General features: G+C 63.9%; 23 protein-coding genes and 3 tRNA genes. 11 read left to right on the plus strand and 15 right to left on the minus strand.

Translation table 11 applies throughout. The annotated features are described in order from the left end of the window. Positions 1-2: 2 nt before the first annotated feature. The 4 genes from NCS00_RS09955 (at position 3) to NCS00_RS09970 (ending at position 2198) form a co-directional block, all read left to right on the plus strand. Positions 3-836, plus strand: a complete 834-nt coding sequence (locus tag NCS00_RS09955; protein ID WP_250440004.1) for a class I SAM-dependent methyltransferase — start codon at positions 3-5, stop codon at positions 834-836. Further along, positions 836-1297: a ribonuclease HI gene (rnhA, locus tag NCS00_RS09960; protein WP_008342054.1), complete on the plus strand. Its 462-nt coding sequence runs from the start codon at positions 836-838 to the stop codon at positions 1295-1297. Before NCS00_RS09955 ends, rnhA begins: the two co-directional genes overlap by 1 nt. Before the next feature lie 19 nt (positions 1298-1316). Next, positions 1317-2054 (plus strand): DNA polymerase III subunit epsilon, encoded by a 738-nt coding sequence (dnaQ, locus tag NCS00_RS09965; protein ID WP_008342055.1) that lies wholly within the window; start codon positions 1317-1319, stop codon positions 2052-2054. A gap of 69 nt (positions 2055-2123) precedes the next feature. Then, positions 2124-2198, plus strand: a tRNA-Val gene (locus NCS00_RS09970). Between the two features lie 93 nt (positions 2199-2291). Here NCS00_RS09970 and NCS00_RS09975 read toward each other — a convergent pair. The 3 genes from NCS00_RS09975 to NCS00_RS09985 all read right to left on the minus strand — a co-directional run bounded on the left by NCS00_RS09975 (position 2292) and on the right by NCS00_RS09985 (position 4930). Next, positions 2292-2765 (minus strand): DUF2214 family protein, encoded by a 474-nt coding sequence (locus tag NCS00_RS09975; protein WP_034473512.1) that lies wholly within the window; start codon positions 2763-2765, stop codon positions 2292-2294. A 51-nt stretch (positions 2766-2816) separates the two neighbouring features. Next, positions 2817-3644, minus strand: coding sequence for a hypothetical protein (locus NCS00_RS09980; RefSeq protein ID WP_250440005.1), 828 nt, complete (start codon positions 3642-3644; stop codon positions 2817-2819). Positions 3645-3865: 221 nt separating this feature from the next. After that, entirely contained in the window at positions 3866-4930 is a 1065-nt protein-coding gene (locus NCS00_RS09985; protein ID WP_008342061.1) for a glycosyltransferase family 4 protein, read from the minus strand. A gap of 834 nt (positions 4931-5764) precedes the next feature. On the opposite strand from NCS00_RS09985, the gene NCS00_RS09990 reads away from it, so the two are divergent. Next, positions 5765-7645, plus strand: a complete 1881-nt coding sequence (locus NCS00_RS09990; protein ID WP_235366332.1) for an ABC transporter ATP-binding protein — start codon at positions 5765-5767, stop codon at positions 7643-7645. A 47-nt stretch (positions 7646-7692) separates the two neighbouring features. Here NCS00_RS09990 and otsA read toward each other — a convergent pair whose 3' ends face one another. After that, a complete protein-coding gene (otsA, locus tag NCS00_RS09995) occupies positions 7693-9072 on the minus strand; it encodes an alpha,alpha-trehalose-phosphate synthase (UDP-forming) (protein ID WP_008342063.1) in 1380 nt (459 codons plus the stop codon). Further along, positions 9069-9821 carry a trehalose-phosphatase gene (otsB, locus tag NCS00_RS10000; RefSeq protein WP_008342064.1) on the minus strand — a complete coding sequence of 251 codons (753 nt, stop codon included), beginning with the start codon at positions 9819-9821 and terminating at the stop codon, positions 9069-9071. Before otsB ends, otsA begins: the two co-directional genes overlap by 4 nt. Positions 9822-10085: 264 nt before the next feature. Here otsB and NCS00_RS10005 point away from each other — a divergent pair, with 264 nt between their 5' ends. Together NCS00_RS10005 and NCS00_RS10010 are read left to right on the plus strand one after the other, a co-directional pair. After that, a complete protein-coding gene (locus NCS00_RS10005; RefSeq protein WP_175980488.1) occupies positions 10086-10700 on the plus strand; it encodes an SCO family protein in 615 nt (204 codons plus the stop codon). Between the two features lie 2 nt (positions 10701-10702). Beyond that, positions 10703-11569, plus strand: a complete 867-nt coding sequence (locus tag NCS00_RS10010) for a cytochrome c oxidase assembly protein (protein ID WP_250434951.1) — start codon at positions 10703-10705, stop codon at positions 11567-11569. On the opposite strand, the gene NCS00_RS10015 is transcribed toward NCS00_RS10010, so the two are convergent. From NCS00_RS10015 to uvrC, 5 genes are all read right to left on the minus strand, one after another. Next, the gene (locus NCS00_RS10015; RefSeq protein ID WP_008342069.1) at positions 11564-12058 is read right to left on the minus strand and encodes a GNAT family N-acetyltransferase; all 495 of its coding nucleotides are present in this window, start codon (positions 12056-12058) and stop codon (positions 11564-11566) included. The genes NCS00_RS10010 and NCS00_RS10015 overlap by 6 nt on opposite strands. Positions 12059-12172: 114 nt before the next feature. Beyond that, a tRNA-Cys gene (locus tag NCS00_RS10020) sits at positions 12173-12246 on the minus strand. Positions 12247-12323: 77 nt separating this feature from the next. Beyond that, a tRNA-Gly gene (locus NCS00_RS10025) sits at positions 12324-12399 on the minus strand. 167 nt (positions 12400-12566) lie between these two features. Beyond that, positions 12567-13163, minus strand: coding sequence for a CDP-diacylglycerol--glycerol-3-phosphate 3-phosphatidyltransferase (gene pgsA / locus NCS00_RS10030; protein WP_008342071.1), 597 nt, complete (start codon positions 13161-13163; stop codon positions 12567-12569). Between the two features lie 109 nt (positions 13164-13272). Further along, positions 13273-15309 (minus strand): excinuclease ABC subunit UvrC, encoded by a 2037-nt coding sequence (uvrC, locus tag NCS00_RS10035; protein WP_008342073.1) that lies wholly within the window; start codon positions 15307-15309, stop codon positions 13273-13275. A gap of 101 nt (positions 15310-15410) precedes the next feature. Between uvrC and earP the strand changes: the two genes are divergently transcribed. Further along, positions 15411-16568 carry an elongation factor P maturation arginine rhamnosyltransferase EarP gene (gene earP / locus NCS00_RS10040; RefSeq protein WP_250440006.1) on the plus strand — a complete coding sequence of 386 codons (1158 nt, stop codon included), beginning with the start codon at positions 15411-15413 and terminating at the stop codon, positions 16566-16568. 59 nt (positions 16569-16627) lie between these two features. Here earP and NCS00_RS10045 read toward each other — a convergent pair whose 3' ends face one another. Then, positions 16628-16801 carry a hypothetical protein gene (locus tag NCS00_RS10045; RefSeq protein WP_250440007.1) on the minus strand — a complete coding sequence of 58 codons (174 nt, stop codon included), beginning with the start codon at positions 16799-16801 and terminating at the stop codon, positions 16628-16630. 34 nt (positions 16802-16835) lie between these two features. Between NCS00_RS10045 and efp the strand changes: the two genes are divergently transcribed. The 3 genes from efp (at position 16836) to NCS00_RS10060 (ending at position 19567) form a co-directional block, all read left to right on the plus strand. After that, on the plus strand, positions 16836-17393 hold the full coding sequence (efp, locus tag NCS00_RS10050; protein WP_008342076.1) for an elongation factor P: 558 nt from the start codon (positions 16836-16838) through the stop codon (positions 17391-17393). A 265-nt stretch (positions 17394-17658) separates the two neighbouring features. Next, the gene (locus tag NCS00_RS33670) at positions 17659-18009 is read left to right on the plus strand and encodes a BON domain-containing protein (protein WP_008342078.1); all 351 of its coding nucleotides are present in this window, start codon (positions 17659-17661) and stop codon (positions 18007-18009) included. Positions 18010-18169: 160 nt separating this feature from the next. Beyond that, positions 18170-19567 (plus strand): sigma-54-dependent transcriptional regulator, encoded by a 1398-nt coding sequence (locus tag NCS00_RS10060; RefSeq protein ID WP_008342079.1) that lies wholly within the window; start codon positions 18170-18172, stop codon positions 19565-19567. 47 nt (positions 19568-19614) lie between these two features. On the opposite strand, the gene nagZ is transcribed toward NCS00_RS10060, so the two are convergent. From nagZ to recO, 4 genes are read right to left on the minus strand one after another with little or no spacing between them, the layout of a single operon-like run. Continuing rightward, positions 19615-20643 (minus strand): beta-N-acetylhexosaminidase, encoded by a 1029-nt coding sequence (gene nagZ / locus NCS00_RS10065; protein WP_008342081.1) that lies wholly within the window; start codon positions 20641-20643, stop codon positions 19615-19617. 37 nt (positions 20644-20680) lie between these two features. Further along, complete coding sequence (acpS, locus tag NCS00_RS10070) at positions 20681-21097, minus strand: holo-ACP synthase (RefSeq protein ID WP_008342082.1); 417 nt, start codon at positions 21095-21097, stop codon at positions 20681-20683. Positions 21098-21108: 11 nt separating this feature from the next. Continuing rightward, positions 21109-21882 (minus strand): pyridoxine 5'-phosphate synthase, encoded by a 774-nt coding sequence (gene pdxJ / locus NCS00_RS10075; RefSeq protein ID WP_175980375.1) that lies wholly within the window; start codon positions 21880-21882, stop codon positions 21109-21111. Continuing rightward, positions 21879-22760 carry a DNA repair protein RecO gene (recO, locus tag NCS00_RS10080; RefSeq protein WP_250440010.1) on the minus strand — a complete coding sequence of 294 codons (882 nt, stop codon included), beginning with the start codon at positions 22758-22760 and terminating at the stop codon, positions 21879-21881. The genes pdxJ and recO overlap by 4 nt, the downstream gene beginning before the upstream one ends. Between the last annotated feature and the right edge of the window lie 3 nt (positions 22761-22763).

Below are 22763 nucleotides of genomic sequence, written 5' to 3' on the forward strand. Positions count from 1 at the left end.
ACATGTCTGACCGATCGATTATAGACTGGCCCACCTGGACGAGCTCGGCGCCCGGGCGCTACGTGCTCGAATGGGAGCAGGCGCAGCTCGATCACGTCGTGTCCGACATCTTCGGCTATCACGCGCTGCAGCTCGGCATGCCGCAGCTCGACGCGCTGCGCGAAAATCGCATGACCGGGCGCGCGCTCGTGCTCGACGCCGAAAGCGCATCGAGCGCACCGTACACGCCGCCGCGCGCGACGACGCCCGGCGTGAGCGCGCTTCCCGCGGCGAGCGCGCCCGACGGCCGCAGCACCGTGTGGTGCGATCTGCTCGACCTGCCTTTCGAAGCGCAGAGCGTCGATTTGCTCGTGCTGCCGCACACACTCGAATTCTCGCCCGATCCGCACCGCCTGCTGCGCGAAGCCGAGCGCGTGCTGGTGCCCGAAGGCCGGTTGATCATCCTCGGCTTCAATTCGCTGAGTTTGTGGGGCGCGCGGCAGTCGCTCGGCAAGGTCGCGGGACGGCCGTTCGTGCCATCGGCGCACGAGATGATCGCGTTCACGCGCATCAAGGACTGGATCAAGCTGCTCGGATTCGACCTTGAACGCGGGCGCTTCGGCTGCTATCGTCCGCCGCTTGTCACGGACAAATGGCTGCAACGCTATCAATTCATGGAAGCCGCCGGCGATCGCTGGTGGCCCATCTTCGGCGCGGCGTACATGATCACGGCGGTCAAACGCGTGCGCGGCATGCGCGTCATCGGTCCGCGCAAGCTCAAAAAACCCGCGCTCGCGCCTGGCCTCGCTCCGGTCGCCGCTCCGCACACGCGCAACGAGACTCGCAAAGAGCATTGATGACTCAAGAATCCGCATCGAACAAGGTAATCGACATCTACACGGACGGCGCCTGCAAAGGCAATCCGGGACCCGGCGGCTGGGGCGCGCTGCTGCGTTTCGGCTCGCTGGAGAAGGAGCTGTTCGGCGGCGAAGCCGCGACCACCAACAACCGCATGGAACTGATGGCCGTGATCTCCGCGCTCGAGGCGTTGAAACGTCCGTGTCACGCGATCATCCACACCGATTCGCAATACGTGCAGAAAGGCATCAGCGAATGGATTCACGGCTGGAAGAAAAAGAACTGGATGACGGCCGCGAAGACGCCCGTCAAGAACGCCGATCTCTGGAAGCGCCTCGACGAACTCGTCGCGCGGCATGAGATCGAATGGCGCTGGGTCAAGGGCCACGCCGGACATCCCGAAAACGAACGCGCCGATGCGCTCGCCAATCGCGGCGTGACATCGCTTGCGGACAACTGAACGAAACGCACGCCAACTTATGCGCCAACTGATACTAGACACCGAAACCACCGGCCTGAACGCGAGGACGGGCGACCGGATCATCGAAATCGGCTGCGTCGAGCTGGTCAACCGCCGGCTGACGGGCAACAACCTGCACCTCTACGTGAACCCGGAGCGCGACAGCGATCCCGGCGCGCTCGCCGTGCACGGCCTCACCACCGAATTCCTGAGCGACAAGCCGAAGTTCGCGGAGATCGCCGCGCAACTTCGCGACTTCATCGCGGGCGCGGAGTTGATCATCCACAACGCGCCCTTCGACGTCGGCTTTCTCGATATGGAATTCGCGCTGCTCGGGCTGCCGAAAATCGCCGAGACGTGCGCGGGCGTGATCGACTCGCTCGCGCAAGCCAAGCAGATGTTCCCCGGCAAGCGCAACTCGCTGGATGCGCTGTGCGATCGTTTCGGCATCAGCAACGCGCATCGCACGCTGCATGGCGCGCTGCTCGACTCGGAGCTGCTCGCCGAGGTCTATCTCGCGATGACGCGCGGCCAGGAAAGCCTCGTCATCGACATGCTCGGCGATCAGCCTGCGTCGGGCTCGGTTTCGACGTCGCGCATCGCGTTCGACGATCTCGATCTGCCGGTGATCGCCGCGAGCGCCGACGAACTCGCCGCGCACGAAGCCCTGCTGAGCGATCTCGACAAGGCGATGAAAGGCACGAGCGTCTGGCGCACGGAACCGGCTCCCGCCGAAGGGGAAGCCGTTCCTGCGTAATTTTTTCGAATTTGCTTAACGAAGCACTAGACGAAATCAAAAACGCCTGACATAATCTCGTCTCTCTTCGGGTGGTTAGCTCAGCGGTAGAGCACTGCCTTCACACGGCAGGGGTCACTGGTTCGATCCCAGTACTACCCACCAGAATTCTGGTGTTGGTAAAGACAAGCACCGAAGATCAAAAGGCTCAAGTCTCACGACTTGGGCCTTTTTCATTTTCAGCCGGTGAAACGGGCATCACGACGCCCACACGCCGCGCGCCATGCCGCTCGCGGCGATCACCATCAACATGACGAGTCCGGCTTCGAGATCGCTCAGCCATGCGAAGCGTCGCGCCCGCGTGAGATCGATCGGCCCGCCCTGCGCGAGCGCGATGCGCCAGCGGATCAGCGCCAGCATCGGTGAGACTTCGATCAGCAGAATCACGACGAGCGCCGTCATCTTCAGATGGAAAAGCGGCTCGTGCAGATAGAACGCGCCGCCCTTTTCGAATCCGCCGAACGCGCGCGTCACGCCCGTGACGATCAGCACGATCGCCGTAACGCCCCACACGGAATCCGAACGAAAGACGTCACGCAGGCGCAGTTCGTTCGCCTGAATGGATTCCGCGGGATCGAGACGCCGCAACGCGCGGGCGCGCGCGAGCACCGAGCCGAGCGCGAAACCGAAAGCAAGAAGATGAAGCGCGGCCAGCAACCAACGTATCAGCATCCTTTCCTCCCTGAAGAGACAGGAACGACGTGTACGGCAATTTCGGCTAGATCAGACCTGACGCAGCGTCGCATCGAGCGCGCGCGCCGCGTTGCGGTCGCCTTCGCTCGCGAGCGGCGCGCGGAACACGGTGGTGCGATTGTGCCCGGCCGCGGCCGGCGAGTCCCACAACAATTCGACTTTCGGCCGGCGCGCGAACAGGCCGTGCCGCACTTCCCCGCTCGCGCGGATAGCAGGCGCGGCGGGCTCGGTCGCCGGCGCGAGCATGCTCGTCGACGGCGACGTCTCCGCCGGCTCCGGCCATTTCACCGACAGCTCGCGCGCGTCGTACTGGCCGAGCTTGCGGCTTTCCGCCCATACGACGGCGGTACGCGTGACGGGATCGAGCAAGAGCGCATAGCGCCCGATCGCGAAGCGCCGCGCCGCGATATTCGTGCGCCAGAGCGCGCGCGGACGGCAGATCCACATGACGATGGCATAAAGCGCCGGCCCGACGAGCAGCCAGCCGTTGGTCTCGGCGAGCGCCTGCGTGAAGCGCCGCCATCCGGAACTCCAGACGAACGCGCCGACGGAAAACATCGCGAAGCCGAAAGCGAGCAGCGCAATGAAGCGCAACGCCTGCCGCAGCCATTGCGGCAGCGGATGCAGCGGCCGCTCCGTGCGCGCCTTCGCGCCCGGCAGCACGATCAGAAGAAAGATCAGGACGAGGTTCACGCACGCCCACGGCGACGACGTCATCGCGCGCAGCGAGGACAGATAGCCCATCTCGGACATCGAGAACGCCCAGCGCGCCGCGAGCACCAGCCCGATGGCGCGCAATGCGAACACAGTGCCGGCGCCCGGCGCCGGGTTCGCGCTGATTTGCTTGGGTCTCGCCAAAAGAAACGCTCCTGTCCACGTGCGATGCATGCCGCTCCGCGCATCGCGAAGCCCGGTCATTATAGGGAGATTACGGATGTCGTCAGAGGTTTCACATCTGCAGCGCGGTCTGTCGCGCGAAAGGCATGCCTGAATGTGCTATTACGACAACGCCCCGCGTGCCTTGAGGCACGCGGGGCGTCGTTTTTCAACTCATGCCGCGGCGAAGCGGCAAGACTTGCTTAGCTCGCGTTGACTTCGCGCAGAACCGTGCGGCGCTTCTGGCGCAGCAGTTCTTCATACACGTTGACGTAGTTCGCGGCCATGACCTTCGACGAGAAACGCTGCTCGAACGCGGCGCGAACCTTTTCGCGGGGCAGTTGATCGAGGCGCTTCACGGCGGCAATCGCCGAAAGTTCATCTTCGACGACGAAGCCCGACACGCCGTTCTCGATCACTTCCGGCACCGAGCCGCGGTTGAACGCGATCACCGGCGTACCGCAGGCCATTGCTTCGATCATCACGAGGCCGAAGGGCTCCGGCCAGTCGATCGGGAACAGCAGCGCGTGGGCGTTGCCGAGGAACTCGGTCTTCTCCGCTTCGCTGATTTCGCCGATGTACTCGACGTGCGGCAGCGCGAAGAGCGGCTTGATCTCTTCTTCGTAGTAGGCGCGGTCGGCCTTGTCGAGCTTCGCCGCGATCTTGATCTTCATGCCCGCCGCCTGCGCGATGCGGATCGCGCGGTCGACGCGCTTTTCCGGCGAGATGCGGCCGAGAAACGCGAGATAGCCGGGCTTGACGTTCGGGATCGGCTTCAACAGGTTTTCCGGCAGACCGTGATACACCGTCGAGAGCCAGTGCGCCTGCGGCAGCGGCTGACGCTGGTTGTCCGAGATCGAGATGACCGGCACGTCGTTGAACGTGTTGAAGATCGGCTGCAGTTCGGGCAGATCGAGACGGCCGTGCATCGTCGTCAGGAACGGCACCGGCTGGCGCGCGAACAGCGAGAACGGGTAATAGTCGATGTGGAAATGCAGCACGTCGAACTCGTCGGCGCGGCGGCGGACTTCTTCGAGCAGCAGCATATGCGGCGCCATCGTGTCGCGGATCGTCGGGTCGAGGCGCAGCGCCTGCGGCCAGAACGCCTCGAGCTTCGCGGACGTCTGCGAATCGCCGCTCGCGAAGAGCGTGACGTCGTGTCCAGCATCCACGAGTGCCTCGGTCAGATAAGACACCACGCGTTCCGTGCCGCCATACAGCTTCGGCGGAACAGCCTCGTGGAGGGGCGCGATTTGAGCGATTCGCATGTCGTGAAACTCCTAATAAAGAATCAGGCAAGTACTGCTGTCATGTTGACGTTGGAAAGCGAATCGCTCGGCTCGGGCGAAGCTTTCCGCGGCGCGGCGGCCGCGGCGCAAAGGCTGATGCTCGAGTGAAAAAGCGGGGTCGCTGATCACCGGTTCGTCGCGCAGGCGATTCGATCTAGCAATTGCGGTTCCATATCTCAAAATCGCCGCGCGCCAGCAATTAACGCGTATCTGCTGCGGCGGTTGACGCGAACTTGCAAAAACCTGTCGATGGCCTAAGGGCAAACCCGGATCGGATTATGGAGTTTTTTCCAGAGCGGCGCCGGCAGTCATTTCAACTTATTTACCTTGTTACAAGGGGGATACACTTTGCAAACCACTGTTTATTAAGGTTGTTCTACATTTGAGCACGGGCTTTGACGATGCCCGGGCGGCAGCACGCACTCCGCGCCGTCTGACCCGCCGCGTAGGCCGGATTGCGGCATCGGTTCCGTTATCGGGCGCGACACGTGCTTTTGTGTTCGCTGGCGCGATTGGCGCAGATCCTTCAGACGAGCGTTCCATCGCAAAAAGTCGTGCAATGTGCTTACAATGCGCGCCCATGCCGTCAGCCGCGCTCGGCGGCCGAAAGGCTGAGGCGACGCCCGATTTTTTGCCGTGGATGATGTTCGGATGGCCACACGCGCCGAGCGTCACATGCCCGAAGTCGCGATGCCGCAGCGCGATACTGGCTACAATTCAGTGATGGAGACGGCGCAGCGTCGCCTCGCTTGACGTCAGTCGCGCCGGATCGGGCGACGCATCGCATGCCGGCAGTCGCATCTCGTACCGCGCATGGCACTGCCCGAAGGCGCAACACACGCTCAACCGCTCTACGACCAAAAAAGACCATTGGACCAACTCACCGTTTCCCAGCGTAACGCGCACAACGCGAAGCTTTCGAGCTACGCGCATCGGCCGCTCGCGTTCCTGATGCGCTACATCCGCCGTCACCCCGTCGCGCATGCCATCGTGCTCTTCAGCGTGTTCGCCGCGGTCGGTTGCGCCCTCGCCTCGCAGTACGCGATCAAGCATCTGATCGACGTCCTCGGACAAGGCCGCGGGCATCCCGGCCCGCTGTGGGGCGCGTTCATGATCCTGGTCGGGCTGATCGCCGCCGACAACCTGCTGTGGCGGGTCGGCGGCTGGGTCGGCGCGCACGTCTTCGTGATCGTTACCGGCGACTTGCGCAAGGACCTCTTCTCGTATCTGTCCGGCCACTCGCCGACGTACTTCTCCGAGAAGCAGCCAGGCATGCTCGCGAGCCGGATCACGGCGACGTCGAACGCGATCTACACCTCCGAGAACGTGATGGCGTGGAACGTCCTGCCGCCGTGCATCGCGGTGCTGGGCGCGATCGTGATGATCGTCTCCGTCAATCCGCTGATGGCCGCCGGTCTCATGACCGCATCGCTGATCCTCGCGCTGATCCTGTACCGGCTCGCGAAGCGCGGCTCGGCGCGGCATCACAGTTTCGCGTCGAAGGCGGCGTCGGTGGATGGCGAGCTCGTCGACGTGATCGGCAACATGGCGCTCGTGCGCGCGTTCGGCATGACGTTCCGCGAGCAGAAGCGTTTCGGCTCGACCGTCAAGGCCGAAATGGTCGCGCGTCAGCAGAGTCTGCTGTACCTCGAAAAGCTGCGCCTGTTCCACGCGGTCGTCACGGCGATCCTTTCCGCAGGCCTGCTCGGCTGGGCGCTGTGGCTGTGGTCGCAAGGCCGCGCGACGTCGGGCGATATCGTGCTCGTCAGCTCGCTCGGTTTCACGATCCTGCACGGCACGCGCGACTTGGCCGTGGCGCTCGTCGATGTGACGCAACACGTCGCGCGTCTCGCCGAAGCCGTGCAGACGCTGCTGGAGCCGCACGGCATGCCGGACCGCTCGGACGCGACGGAACTCGTGCCGCAAGGCGGGCGCGTCGATTTCGAGGGCGTGACGTTCGCCTATCCGCGCCGCCGTCCGATTCTCGACAATTTTTATCTGCATATCGAGCCGGGACAGCGCGTCGGGCTGATCGGCAAGTCGGGCGCGGGCAAATCGACCGTGCTCGCGCTGCTGCAACGCTTCTACGAGCCGCAAAAGGGCAGCATCAAGATCGACGGCCAGGATATCAGCGCGATCACGCAGGACAGCCTGCGCCACGCGATCGCGCTCGTGCCGCAGGATATTTCGCTGTTCCATCGCACCGTGTTCGAGAACATCGCGTACGGACGTCCGGATGCGAGCCGCGAGGAAGTGCTCGCCGCCGCCCGCGAGGCGCGCTGCACGGACTTCATCGAGGCGATGCCGGAAGGATTCGACACGATCGTCGGCGACCGCGGCGTGAAGCTGTCGGGCGGTCAACGTCAGCGCATCGCGATCGCGCGCGCGATTCTGAAGAACGCGCCGATTCTGCTGCTCGACGAAGCGACGTCGGCGCTCGACAGCGCATCGGAAGAAGCGATTCAGCAGGCGCTCGACCGGCTGATGGTCGGCCGCACCGTGATCGCGATCGCGCACCGTCTGTCGACGCTGCAGAACTTCGACCGCATCATCGTGATGAGCGCGGGCAAGGTCATCGACGACGGCCCGCCGCAGGAATTGCGCGAGCGGCCGGGGCTGTATCGCGAGTTGCTGGCGAAGCAGCACGGCAAGGTGCCGTCGATCGTCGCGACGCCGCACAAGCAGCCGGCGTAAGCGTCATCAAGCAAAAAGGCCGCGTTTCCAAAGGAACGCGGCCTTTTTCACGTCTTGAGGTCGCGCAGAAAGTTGTCGCGCCACACCGAGACGTTGTTGTCGCGCAATTGCGCCATCATCTCTTCGTAGCGCGCTTTTCGCTCGTTCAAAGGCATGCTGAGCGCGATGGCGAGTGCATCGGCCATGCCATCGATATCGAGCGGATTGACGATGAGCGCGGCCGTCAGCTCGCGCGCCGCGCCGGCGAATTGCGACAGCACGAGCACGCCGGGATCGTCCGGATTCTGCGCCGACACATATTCCTTCGCGACGAGATTCATGCCGTCGCGCAACGGCGTGACGAGACCCACGTGCGCCTCGCGGAACAGCGCGGCGAGCACCGGCCGCTCGTACTGACGATGGATATAGCGAATCGGCGTCCAGTCGAGTTCGGCGTATCGCCCGTTGATGCGGCCCGATTCCGCTTCGAGCTGCAAGCGGATGTCGCGATAGGCATCGACATCGGAGCGGGTCGGCGGCGCGATCTGCAGGAACGACACGTTGTTGCGCTGCTGCGGATCGTGTTCGATCAGCCGCTCGAACGCGCGAAAACGCTCGACGAGCCCTTTCGAATAATCGAGACGATCGACGCTCATCACGAGCTTGCGATGATGCAGCGTCGACTTGACGATTTCCACGTCGCGTCCGCGCTCGCCGTCTTTCGCGAGCGCGGCGATTTCATCCGGATAGACGCCGATCGGATACGCCGCCGCACGCAGCGTCTGACCGAACGCGCGAATCGCGACCGGCTTCGCGCCGTCGCGCTGCAACGCGCCGCCCGCTTCTGTTTCGATGTAATCGCAGAACGCGCGCAGGTCCGGCTCCGTCTGAAAACCGAGCAAATCGAACGCGCACAGCGCCTCGACCAGTTCGCGATGACGCGGCACGCTCAGCAGAATCTGCGACGCCGGAAACGGAATGTGCAGAAAGAAGCCGATGCGATTCTTCACGCCCAATGCGCGCAGCGCCTGCGCGAACGGAATCAGGTGATAGTCGTGCACCCAGATCACGTCGTCGGGCTTGAGCAGCGGCGCGAGCTGCGCCGCGAGCCAGCGATTCACGCGGCAATAGCCGTCGTATTCGTGCCGGTCGAACTCGATCAGGTCCGGCCGATAGTGAAACGCGGGCCAGAGCGTCGCATTCGAGAAGCCGCGATAGTACTGGTCGTAATCGCGCCGCACGAGTCCGATGGTCGCGAACGTCACCGGTCCGTGCTCTTCGAGCTTGATGTCGTCAGGTGCGGACGTGAGCACGTCCCCGCTCCAGCCGAACCACATGCCGCCGGTTTCCTTGAGCGCGTCGTAGACGCCGACCGCAAGCCCGCCCGCCGCGGGCCCGCCTTCGGAAATCGGCGCGACGCGATTCGAAACGATGATCAGCCGGCTCACGCGTGCTTCCCCGCCGTGCCCGCGATTACTTGCAGCCAGTCGAGCAGCAACTCGACCGATTCGATGCGCGCGCGCGCAACCGTATCGCCGGGGCCGACCTTGATCGACAGGCCATCGAACTCGTTCACGACCGCGAAACCTTTTTCATCGGTGAGATCGTCGCCGATAAACACCGGCTTGCGCCCCGTGAACGGCGGCTCGCCCATGTACGCGCGCACCGCGCGGCCCTTGTCGACGTCCTTCGGCTTGATCTCGTAGACCATCTTGCCCGGCTGCAGCACGTAGGCATCGGCATATTCCGCGACGAGCTTTTGCGTCGCCGCGCGCGCCGCCGGCTCGCGGTCGGGCGCATTGCGGTAATGCAGCGCGAGCGCCGCGCCCTTGATTTCGAGCAGCATGCCCGGATTCGCGCTGACGACTTTCTCGAGCGCGTGCTCCATGCGCAAGAGCCGCTCGTCGTTGAAGCCGATGCGCTGCACATCGCCGTTCGAATCGCGCCGTTCCGCGCCGTGCATGCCCGCGACGGGCAGATCGTCCATCTGCAGGAACGAATCGATATTGTCGATGCCGCGCCCCGATACGACCGCGACCGCGCCGTTGGTCGCGCGTCTCAACGCGGCGAGGATGTCGGGCACCGAGCGCGGCACGAAGATGCCATCGGGCGTCGAGGCGAGTTCGACGAGCGTGCCGTCGAAATCGAAGAAAAAGGCGGTCTCGGCAAGAGACAGGGAATCGGGAAGAATTTGCATCGATCTTTGGCCTGTGGTTTGCCTGTGATGTGGCGCGCGGTCCGTTTTGGACGACGCAATGCGTGCGAATCTTACCGCGCGAAGGCTTTCAATTCAGAAAGCTCCGAACTTTCAGCTTTCGACGTGCGGCCTTTCAGCGCGCTGGAACCATGCGGCAAATCGTCTCAAAAATAGTCCGATAGCGACATGATGCGCTGGAGACGCGTGAAAGGCGTGTATTTTGCGACGAAGTTCAAATCGAATCATCCTGCAACGCCATTCCCGATGCACGCTTCGTTCCTCGAATTCCCCGCGCGGCGTCTCGTCGCCCTTCTCTCGCTGTGCGCCCTCGCCGCCTGTTCGAAGCCCGCCGAGCCGTGGCATCTGACGGATGTATCGGGCCATCTGCCGGATCTCGACTTCTCGCTCATCGACGATGGCGGCGCGAGCGTCACCGGACGATCCTTCGCCGGGAAGACGACGCTCGTCTACTTCGGGTACACGCATTGCCCCGATGTCTGCCCGGAAACGATGGCGCGCCTGATGCAAGTGCTGCAACGCGTTGGGCCGGATGCGGACGAGACGCGCATCGTCTTCGTTTCGGTCGACCCGGCGCGCGACACGCCCGCGCTTTTGCGCTCCTACGTGCGCGCCTTCGACGACAAACACGCGGTCGGCCTGACCGGCACGGATCGCGCGATCGAGAAAGTCGCGCAGCGTTATCGCGTCGCGTATCAGATGGAAAAGCGCGATCCGGACGGCGCGTATGAAGTCACGCACAGTTCGGCCGTCTATATCTTCGATGCCGCCGGTCACGCGCGCCTGCTCGCGACCGATCACGATTCGATCGACGCCATCGCGGCCGATCTGAAGCGCGTGATCCACGCAAAGGACGCCTGACGATGAGCACGCTGCTTTACTGGCTCGATCCGTGGGAGCCGTCGCCGACGGTCGTGATCGCGGTGCTCGTCGCGGGGATTCTGTTCGCGCGCGGGGCGCGGCATGCGCGCGTGTCGGTGTCGCGGCGCATCGCGTTCTGGTTCGGCCTCGTTGCGCTTTACGTGGCGCTGCACACGCGGCTCGATTACTTCTTCGAGCACGAATTCTTCATGCATCGATTGCAGCATCTCGTGCTGCATCATCTCGGTCCGTTTCTGATCGCGCTGTCGTATCCGGGCGCGGCGCTGCGTGCGGGCATTCCGTTCGGATGGCGGCAGCGCTGGTTGCGTCCGGCCGCGCAAACGCGCATTGCGCGCGTCTTTTGCGATGTCGTGTTCAATCCCGTGATCGCCGTCGCGCTGTTCGTCGGGCTGATCTATTTCTGGCTGCTGTCGCCGATCCACTTCAAGGCGATGCTCGATTACCGGCTCTATCGCGTAATGAACTGGAGCATGGTGATCGACGGCCTGTTGTTCTGGTGGCTCATTCTCGACCCGCGGCCCGCGCCGCCCGCGCGCCTCGCGCCCGGCAGACGGATTCTCGTCGTGATCGCCGCGATTCCGCCGCAGATCATTCTCGGCGCGTACATCTTCTTCACGCCGCACGAGCTGTATCCGATCTATTCGATTTGCGGCCGCGCGTTCACCTGGATCACGCCGATGCGCGATCAGCAGATCGGCGGCCTGTTGCTGTGGATTCCCGGATCGATGATGAGCGTGATCGGCGCGCTGATTGCGCTGCGTCACTGGCTGCGGCTGTCGGCGCGCTCGCGGCTCATCAAGGAACGCAGCGTCGCGATCGCGGCGCCCGTCAACGTCAGCGCGTCATGAAGGAAAACCGGGACGGCGCATCCAGACGTGCGGAATGCCGTCTTCGTCATGCACACCCGACGACGGCACGAAGCCGAACGCGCCGTAGAAGCGCTGCAAGTGCGCCTGTGCGTGAAGGCTGACCGGCTGATCGGGCCATTGCTTCAGGATCTGCTCGAGCGCGCGTTCGAGCATCGCGTTGCCGAGCTTCAGGCCGCGAAACTTCGCGGTCGTCAGCACGCGGCCGATGCGCACGTCCTTCTCGCCCTCGTCCGGATGACCCGGCAACAGCACGCGCAGATAACCCGCGAGCGCCGGGCGCTTCTCGCCTTCGCCATATGCGAGAAGATGCCACGCGTCGACATCGAGGCCGTCGATATCGCCATACACGCAATTCTGCTCGACGACGAACACGGCGCTACGGGCCGCGAGCATGTCGTAGACCTCGGTCGTCGACAGATCGTCGAAGCGCTTCCAGCGCCATTCGAGTTGGGAGAGTGAGTCGGTCATTGGAGTAGGTGTGGCAGAAACGTTGCAATTATGCCGTGCCGCCACGGGACGCAGAATCGGTGGCTACCGGCGTTCCGAAAAAGAAAAAGCCCTGACGGATCAGGGCTTTTCAAGTGGAGGCGCGGACCGGAGTCGAACCGGTCTAAACGGCTTTGCAGGCCGCTGCATAACCGCTTTGCTACCGCGCCACAAGCGGTTCTGGTGCCACCGGCAATTGACCGGCTGAGCCACCAAACAAAAAGGGAAGCTTGGCTTCCCCTTTGACTGGAGCGGGAGACGAGTCTCGAACTCGCGACCTCAACCTTGGCAAGGTTGCGCTCTACCAACTGAGCTACTCCCGCGTGTTACTGCTTTGTTTCACTGCTTTCTTTTACTCTTGCTTCGCTTGCTGCGTCGCGTCGTGCATCAGAGAAACGAGATTATGTAGAAGCCAAAGAAGGCTGTCAACTGTTTTGTGAGAGGATTTTTTCGCTTCGACGCAATTTTTGCAATGAGCGCGTTTTCCGCCTCAAAGCATGCCGCCGCGCTCGCGAATCTGCGGCCACGCGAGCTTCATGTAGTAGAGCATCGACCAGACGGTGAGGAACGCGGCGACGTAGATGAGCCACAGGCCCCACACGCGCGTGTCGATGATCCATTGGGTGCCGGCGATCTTCAGCGGCCCGTAGAACAGCAGCATCGGGATCGCGACCATCTGGCACACGGTCTTGAACTTGCCGAGCTGATTCACCGCGACGCTCTTCGATGCGCCGATCTGCGCCATCCATTCGCGCAGCGCGGAAATCGTGATTTCGCGTCCAACGATGATGAGCGCGATCACCGCATTGAGCCGCGACAGTTGCACGAGCACGAGCAGCGCGGCGGTGACCATCAGCTTGTCGGCAACGGGATCGAGGAACGCGCCGAACGACGACGTCTGATTGAGCTTGCGCGCGAGAAAGCCGTCGAACCAATCGGTGAGTGCGGCGAGCACGAAGATGACCATGCCGAGCAGGTTGCGATGCTCCGGGCTCATCATCATGTCCGGCAGATAGAACACGCCCACGACGAGCGGAATCAGCACGATTCGCAGCCACGTCAGGAAGATCGGTAGATTGAACGGCATGGGCGAAAGCGGTTGAGGGACATGTAAGGAAGCCGCCATTGTGCCGCGTCGATCCGGCGCTCACAAGGCGGCGCACCGCTGTGGCGCGCCGCGCGGCCGGCTTTGCGGCTCAATGCAACTGACGATAAATCTGCTGCGCGAGCGCGAGCGAAATGCCTTCGACGCTCGCCAGGTCCTCGACGCTCGCCGCCTGCACGCCGCGCAATCCGCCAAAACGCGACAGGAGCCGCTGACGCCGTTTCGCGCCGACGCCTTCCAGTTCCTCCAGCCGCGAAGTCTGGCGCGCCTTTGCCCGCTTCGCGCGCATCCCGGTGATGGCGAAGCGGTGCGCCTCGTCGCGGATCTGCGCGACGAGCATCAGCGCCGCGCTTTCCTTGCCGAGTTCGAGCGCGGCGCGGCCGTCGGCGAACACGAGCGTCTCCAGGCCGACCTTGCGCCCTTCTCCTTTCGCTACGCCTACCAGCATGCCGTGATCCAGACCCAGCTCGGAGAACACCTGCCGCGCGATTTCCACCTGGCCCTTGCCGCCGTCGATCAGCACGATGTTCGGCAGCGTGCCGCCCGCCGCGACCGGTTCGGCGCCATCGGGCGTGACGTTGGGATCGGCGGCATCGTCGGGTTGCAGAGTCGCGGCTTCATCGTTGGCGTTCGCGGCGGCCTGCGCGACCATCTTCTCGTATCGGCGCGTGAGCACCTGCCGCATCGCGGCGTAATCGTCGCCCGGCGTGATGCCGGTGATGTTGTAGCGCCGGTATTCGCCCGACTGCATCTTGTGATGGTGATACACGACGCACGATGCCTGCGTCGCCTCGCCCATCGTATGGCTGATGTCGAAGCACTCGATGCGCAGTTGCGCGAGATCGTCCATCTCCATGGACAGCGTGTCCGCGAGTGCGCGCGTGCGCGCCTGCTGCGAACCCTGTTCCGACAATAGGCGCGCGAGCGCGAGCTTGGCGTTGTTCTCGGCCATCGAGAGCCACGCGCGCTTTTGCCCTTGCGGCTGACGCAGCAGCGTGACCTTGTGCCCCGCCTGCTCGATCAGCAGATCGACGAGCTCGCGGCTCGACGGCGCATGACTCACGACGAGCACCGGCGGCACGCGATTGCCGATGTAATGCTGCGCCATGAAGGCTTCCAGCACTTCGGATTCCAGCGAGCTTTCGCGTGGCTCTTCGGACTCGGTTTCGGTTTCCGTTTCGGTGGGCGCATCTACCGTTTCGTTGGCATCCGCAAGCTCGTCTTCGTCGCCGAGCGCCATCGCGCTTTCGACGTGCGCCGGGAAATACGCCTTGTCGCCCAGATGCCGGCCGCCGCGCACCATCGCGAGATTCACGCACACCTTGCCCCCGAGCGCGACGACCGCGAGGATATCGACATCGCTCTCGCCACCGACTTCGATCGCCTGCTGATGCAGCACGGTCGACAGCGAGCTCATCTGATTGCGCACCGCCGCGGCCTGTTCGAACTTGAGATCCGCGGCGAACGCGTGCATCTTCTGCTCGAGCTCCTTCATCACCTCGCCCTGACGCCCGAGCAAAAAGCGCGACGCATTCGACACGTCGCGCGCGTAATCCTCTTCGTTGATCAAGCCGGTGCACGGCGCGGTGCAGCGCCCGATCTGATGCAGCAAACACGGCCGCGTGCGGTTGTTGAACACCGAGTCCTCGCAGGTGCGCAACTGGAAGACGCGCTGCAGGATCTGGATGCTCTCGCGCACCGCCCACGCGCTCGGAAACGGGCCGAAATACTGGTTCTTCTTGTCGACCGCGCCGCGGTAATACGCCATGCGCGGAAACTTGTGGCCGGTGAGCTTGAGAAACGGATACGACTTGTCGTCGCGAAAAAGGATGTTGTAGCGCGGCGCGAGCGCCTTGATCAGATTGTTTTCGAGCAGCAGCGCTTCGGCTTCCGAGCGCGTGACGGTCGTCTCGATCTTGCGGATGCGCGTGACCATCATCGCGATGCGCGGCGAATGCAGCGTCTTCGTGAAGTAGCTCGACACGCGTTTCTTCAGATTGCGCGCCTTGCCGACGTAGAGAACGTTGCCGTCGCCGTCGTAGTAGCGGTACACGCCGGGCAGATGCGGCAATTGCGCGAGCGTCGTTTTCGGGTCGAAATCCGGTTGGAGGGCGTCGGTGTCAGTCATGCAGCAAGGGGACGAAAGGCATCGGCACGACGGTGAGCCGTGCCTGGAGCGTTATCTTAGAATCGCCAGTTTAGAACATTAAACCGCGCGCCTTCGTCCTCATGACTACCCTTGCCGCCAATCAGGAACTCGCCTGCGACATCTTCTGCGCGGTCGTCGACAATTTCGGCGACATCGGCGTGTGCTGGCGTCTCGCGCGGCAGTTGCACGCGGAGCACGGCTGGCGCGTGCGTCTTTTCGTCGACGATCTGACGGTCTTTCACGCGCTCTGCCCCGACGTCGATGCGACGCTGCCGCGCCAGGAGGCGATGGGCATCGCGATCGAGCACTGGCGCGAGCCTGCGCATGCGGGCGACACGCTCGCCATCGCCGATGTCGTGATCGAGGCGTTCGCGTGCGAATTGCCGCATGCGTACATCGCCGCGATGGCACGCCGCGATCCGAAGCCGGTCTGGATCAATCTCGAATATCTGAGTGGCGAGGATTGGGTCGCCGATTTCCACATGCGCCCGTCGCCGCATCCGCGCTATCCGCTCGACAAGAGCTTCTTCTTTCCCGGGCTCGGCAAGGGCACGGGCGGCGTGCTGAAGGAACGCGATCTCGACGCGCGCCGCGAGCGCTTCGATGCGAACGCGTGGTGGCGCGAGCGCGTCGGGATCGAGCGGCCGGGCGGCGAACATACGGTCGTGTCGCTGTTCGCATATGAGAATCCGGCTGTCGACGCGCTCCTCGCGCAATGGCGCGACGGCGATGCGCCCGTCGTGCTGCTCGTTCCCGAAGGCCGCATCTCGGGCGCGGTCGCACGCTTTTTCGACGTGCCGAACTTCATCGCCGGCACGACGGCGCGCGCCGGCGCGCTGGAGGCGCACGCGCTCGGCTTCGTCGAGCAAACGCGTTTCGACGAACTGCTCTGGGCCGCCGACATCAACTTCGTGCGCGGCGAGGATTCCTTCGTGCGCGCGCAATGGGCGATGAAGCCCTTCGTCTGGCACATCTACCCGCAAGCCGACGACGCCCATCTGCCCAAGCTCGACGCCGCGCTCGCGCATTACACGCGCACGCTCGATCCGTCCGCGCGCGAGGCGGCCGCACGCTTCTGGCACGCGTGGAATGGCGTGGGCGTTCCCGACTGGGCGGACTTTTGGGCGCATCGGCGAGAATGGGAGCGCCGCGCCGTGAAGTGGGCGAAGGAACTCGCGGGCATCGGCGATCTGGCCGGCAATCTCGCCGCGCATGTGGCCTCGCGAATCAGCAGATGAAACTCGCGCTGACGCGTTTCAGGAGCGCCAATCGACTGGCCAAACAAGCAAAAACTCAGTTAAAATAAGCGGTTATCCGAGGAAGCAAGGCGCAGTTCGTCCAGTTTTGCGCCGCGAAGATCGAGCCATTTGCTCAAGCCGTTCGCGGCAGATCCCTCGTTCGCCCGAACACTCGCACGGCGGCGGCATAAAACCGAGGCACCGCCGCCGCCGGATCGATTCATTTCAGGCATTCAAGCCAAATCCATTCGTACAGGACCCAGTTTTATGAAGACCGCACAAGAACTCCGCGTCGGCAACGTCGTCATGATCGGCAACGATGCCATGGTCGTGCAGCGCGCCGAGTACAACAAGTCGGGCCGCAACGCCGCGGTCGTGAAGATGAAGTTCAAGAACCTGCTGACGGCAGCGGGCATGGAAACCGTCTACAAGGCTGACGACAAGTTCGACGTCGTCGTGCTCGATCGCAAGGAAGTGACGTACTCGTACTTCGCCGATCCGATGTACGTCTTCATGGACGCCGACTACAACCAGTTCGAAGTCGAAGCCGAAATGATGGGCGACGCGCTCAACTACCTCGAAGACGGCATGGCGTGCGAAGTCGTGTTCTACAACGAAAAGGCCATCTCGGTCGAACTGCCGACCACGCTGGTTCGGGAGATCGTCTACACGGAACCGGCCGTCAAGGGCGATACGTCGTCGGGCAAGGTGCTGAAGACCGCCAAGCTGAACACCGGCTTCGAACTGCAAGTGCCGCTCTTCTGCAACATCGGCGACAAGATCGAAATCGACACCCGCACGAATGAATATCGCAGCCGCGCGTAAGCCTTACGCCGCTGTGTCGTAAGGCGAACGGCCGGTGCAGCGCACCGCCCGATCGGTTCAAAAAAGCGCCCCATCGCGGGCGCTTTTTCTTTTGCATGAATTTTTTGACAATTTCAGGCAAACTTTACCGGTCGCGCCCCGACACGCTCCACCGCCGATTCCCCCAGCCGCCCGCGCTGGCCCCGCGTGCGCGACGTACATCGGAAAAATCAACTGCCTGGCACGGTTTCTGCTCGGTCAACCAGATCAAGATTTCCAAGCCGACATGCAAAGCACGCCTTTCATCCGGAGCAGGTTTCTGATCGTCGCGGCGCTCGCATTGCCCGCCTTTGCTCTCATCGCCGGCTGCAAGTCGAGTCCGGCGACATCGGCGAATGCGAACACCGGCGGCGAAATCGCAACCGACGACGCTGCGCTCGCCGCTCGCGTGAAAGCCGCGCTCGCCGCCGATCCGCAGTTGAAGCCATTGCCGGTGAGCGTCGCGACGTATCGCGGCGTCGTGCAGTTGTCGGGATACGCAGATTCGGAGGTGCAGATTCAGAAAGCGCTGGCCGTGGCGCGCAGTGTCCCGGGCGTGCAGTCGGTCAGCAACGAACTGCATCTCAGACCGCAATGACGCGCTTGCAGCACAACGATGCCGAACGAGTAACGCAGGACAAAAAACCGCAGCGGGGTACGCGCCGAACGCCGGAAAGCGGCGCGGTATTCCGCCCACGACACGCCCGATCCCACGCGGAAACGGCGCATTACAGTCCACTTTGATACGTTGGTCCGCCATGCCACACGCACTGATTGTCGAAGACGATCCCAATAGCCTCTCCGGCCTGTCCGCGATCCTCACGGCAGACGGCTTTTCCGTCGATACCGCGACGACGCTCGCCGAGGCGCGCTCCGCGCTGACCCGCTTCATCCCCGATGTCGTGCTGATCGACCTGAATCTGCCGGACGGCAGCGGTCTCGACTTGTTGCCGAGCCTGCCCTCGCAACCGCCCGATGGCGCGCTGCCGGTCATCGTGATGACAGGGAATGCGACGGTGGAAAGCGCGATCGAAGGCTTGCGACACGGCATCTGGGACTATCTGCTGAAGCCCGTGAACATCCCGCGCTTGCGCAGCTTGCTTGCGCGCATTCCGCGGCCGTACGAGCTCACCGAGGAAGTCCAGTCGCTGCGAACGACGCTGCGCGATCTCGGCCATTTCGGCGACATGATCGGCCGCAGCGCAGCGATGCAGCACGTCTACGATCTGATCGAGCACACCGCGCCGACCGAAGCCGCTGTGCTGATCTGCGGCGATCCGGGCACGGGCAAGAAGATCGCGGCGCGCACGATCCATCAATTGAGCCGCCGTCGCAAAGGCCCGTTCGTCACGTTCGATTGTTCCGCGAGCCGCCAGGCGCCCGACGGCACGCAGCGCTCGATGGAAAGCATTCTCTTCGGCCATGAGCGCAACGCCTTCGCGGGCGCCGAGAACCGCGAGCCGGGTCTGCTCGAACAGGCGGGCGGCGGCACGCTGTTCCTCGACCAGATCGATCTGCTGCCCGCCGCGCAACAGGAAGCGCTCCTGCGCGCGCTCGATTCGCAGACGTTCATGCGCGTCGGCGGCAGCAATCGAATCATGACGGACTTCCGCCTGATCGCCGCGTCCCGCACGCCGATGCGCGAAGCCGTCGCGAGCGGCGCGATGCGCGAGGATCTGTTTCAGCGTCTGTCGGCGTCGTCGATCATGCTGCCGCCGCTCGCCGATCGCGACGACGACATCGCGCTGATCGCCGAAACGCTCGTCGACGAATTGAACCGCGAGAATCACATCGCCGGAATCACGAGCGGCTCGCCGAAGCGTATCAGCCCGGCGTTTATCCGCGAGTGCATCGCGACCGAATGGCCCGGCAACGTGCGCGAGCTGCGCGAGCGCGTGCGGCGCGCGTATCACGCGTCGGGCGAGACGATCGAGACATTGCGCGTCGATGAGCCGGGCGGCCTCGGCGGTCGCGGTCTCAACGGCAGCAGCGTGCAGGTGACGGTCGGCACCGCGCTCGCGGACGTCGAGGACATGCTGATTCGCGCGACGCTCGAAGCGGTCGGTGGCACGCGTCACCGCGCGGCGACGCTGCTCGGCATCAGCCCGAAGACGCTCTACAACAAGCTGCAGCGGATGAAGCTGGAATCGTCCTGATTTCACCTGCCATAAAAAAACGCCACGGAATCCGTGGCGTTTTTCGTTTAGCCGAGCATCTCTTTGACGAGCGCGCGCGCCGCCTGATATTCGGCCTGCGCCTGCAGCTTGCTCCAGCGCAGCGCCTTGCCGCGCGGACGCATCTGCTTGAGACGCTGCGCCGACGCCTTCGGCGGCGTATAGCGCAACTGCTCCAGCACCTTGCCCGCCTCTTCCGGCTGATTGCAGATCAGCGCCATGTCGCAGCCCGCCGTGAGCGCGGCCGTCGCGGCCTCGGTGAGCGTGCCGCCCGCGCGCGCGGCTTCCATCGACAGATCGTCGCTGAAGATCGCCCCGTTGAAGCCGAGCCTGCCGCGCAGGATGTCCTGCAGCCAGATGCGCGAGAATCCCGCCGGTTTGTCGTCGACCTTCGTGTAAATCACATGCGCCGGAATCACCGACGCCAGCGACATGCCGAGCCAGTCGTACGGGCGCACATCGGCGGCGAGGATCTCGTCGAGCGTGCGATCGTCGGTCGGCAGCGCGACGTGCGAATCGGCTTCGGCGAAACCATGACCCGGAAAATGCTTGCCGCAGTTCGCCATGCCCGCGAGCGCGAGGCCGTGATTCAGGCTCTTCGCGAGCATTGTCACGACGCGCGGATCGGCGTGAAAGGCGCGATCGCCGACCACTTTCGACTGTCCGTAGTTCAGATCGAGCACGGGCGTGAAGCTCATGTCGATGCCGCACGCGCGCAACTCCGACGCGAGCACGTAGCCGAACGCGGTCGCCGCCTTCGTCGCGGCGAGCACGTCCTTGTCCCACAGCTCGCCGAGCTTGCCCGGCGCGGGCAGCACGGTGAAGCCGTCGGTGCGAAAACGCTGCACGCGGCCACCTTCGTGATCGACGGCGATCAGGATGTCATCGCGTACCGCGCGGATCGCATCGGTCAGCGCGACGAGTTGCGCGCGGTCGGTGAAATGCCGCGCGAAGAGAATGATGCCGCCCGTCATCGGATGCGTGATGCGTTCGATATCCGCGTCGGAGAGCGTCGTGCCGGCGACGTCGAACATGACGGGGCCGGGAGTGCGTTTCATCGGATTCAATTGGCTTTTAGTCTTGGTTGGATTGAATTCAGGATTGGCCGGGCGCACTGTCGGCCACTTCCGCGATCACGAACGACACCGCGTAATCGCGCTCGTCGCTGACCGTGATTTTCGCCGTGATGCCGCGTTGCTCGAGCCATTGCGCGAGTTCGCCGGAGGCCGCGATCATCGGCTTGCCGCTCGGCTCGTTGAGCGTCTGCAGCGCGCGCCACGTCATCGGCCAGCGCATGCCGAGGCCGATCGCCTTCGAGAACGCTTCCTTGGCCGAAAAGCGCGTCGCGAGAAACGCGAGACCGCGCACTTCCGAACGCGCGTTGCGCGCATGGTAGACGCGCAGTTCGTCGGGGCCGAGCACCTTTTCGGCGAAGCGGCCCTTGGTGCGTCTCATGACCGCCGCGACGCGGCTCACCTGCACGACGTCCGTGCCAATTCCGTAGATCGTCATGATGTGCCCGCTCAGCGCGCGTTGGCCGACGCGAGACGCGACGCGACCATGATCGCCTTCATCTCGCGCACGGCGTTGTCCCAGCCCGCGAAGATCGAATGCGCGACGATCGCATGTCCGATGTTCAGCTCGACGATGCCCGGCAGCGCCGCGATCGCCTGCACGTTGGTGTAGTGCAGGCCGTGGCCCGCGTTCACCTTCAGCCCGAGCGCGTTGCCGACATCGACGCTCGCCGCGACGCGCTCGAATTCGCGTTGCTGTTCGGCTTCGTCGTGCGCTTCGGCATATCGGCCCGTGTGCAGTTCGATGACGGGCGCGCCCGCCTCTTTCGCGGCGCGAATCTGCGTCTCGTCAGGATCGATGAAAAGCGACACGCGCGCGCCCGCGTCGGCGAGTTGCCTGCACGCGGCCTTGACCTCTTCGAAGCGGCCGGCGACATCGAGGCCGCCCTCAGTCGTCACTTCCTGACGCTTTTCCGGCACGAGACAGACGTCGTGCGGCTTGATCTCGCACGCGATGTCGAGCATCTCGCGCGTCACCGCGCATTCGAGGTTCATGCGCGTTTTGAGGAGCGGACGCAGCGTGCGCACATCGGCATCGACGATATGACGGCGATCCTCGCGCAGATGCAGCGTGATGGCGTCCGCGCCCGCTTCCTCGGCGGCGAGCGCCGCGCGGATTGGATCGGGATACGACGTGCCGCGCGCGTTGCGCAACGTGGCGACGTGATCGATGTTCACGCCCAGATCGATCACATTCGCAGGCGATGTGAGAAAGAAGCTCATAGTTTTTGCAGGTCGATCAATATCTGACGGGTGGCGAGCGGCGTGCCGCCCAGGTAGTGATTCAGCAGAAAGCGCATCAGCGTCTTGCTCTGCGCGGCGGTCTGCGGATTCGTGTAGTCGTCGCGCTCCATGTCGATGAGCGTTTGCCCCGAAATCATCGGCCATTGCGCCGGAAGATCGTCCGACGCTTCGCGCACGCCGCGGTCTGGATCGAAGACATAGCGGGCGTCGGCGAGGACCGGCTGGCGTGTCACCGTGCGCACGAGATTCATCGCGTAGCCGGTTTCGCGCAGCAGCACGCATTCGAATGAACGCAACACCTGAGCGGCGGGTTCGTCGTGCGCGAGGCGCGAGAGCGTCAGCACGTAATGGTTGAAGAGCGCCGGATGCGCGTCCTCGCGGGCGCAGAACTTCACCAGCAATTCATTGACGTAGAAGCCGCACAGCAACGCGTCGCCGGCGAGCGGCAACATGCCGCCGACCCATTCGGCGGTCGTCAGCGTGCGGACTTCGCCCTTGCCGGTCCACGAAAGTCCCAGCGGCTGAAACGTCTGCAATACGCCGCGCAGCGCGGAATGCGGACGCTTCGCGCCCTTCGCGACGAGCGCGACGCGCCCGTGATCGCGCGAGAACACGTCGATGATCAGACTCGTCTCGCGATACGGATAACTGTGCAGCACGAATCCCGGCTGCTCGGCGACGCGAAAATCCGAACGCGGCTTTCTCGGCGCAGACCCGGCATCGGATGTCGATGACGGCGCCGCGCGCCGCCGCTTTGGCACGGCGCGCGCGGCCGGGCGCTCTTCCGCGTCGAAATCGTCGTCGGGACGATCATCGGCGGGCGGAATCATCCGGGCGTCGTTCGGGCCGTCGTCCATGCA

The sequence above is a fragment of the Caballeronia sp. AZ1_KS37 genome, from assembly GCF_023631165.1.
In the GTDB taxonomy this organism is placed as follows: Bacteria; Pseudomonadota; Gammaproteobacteria; order Burkholderiales; family Burkholderiaceae; genus Caballeronia; species Caballeronia zhejiangensis.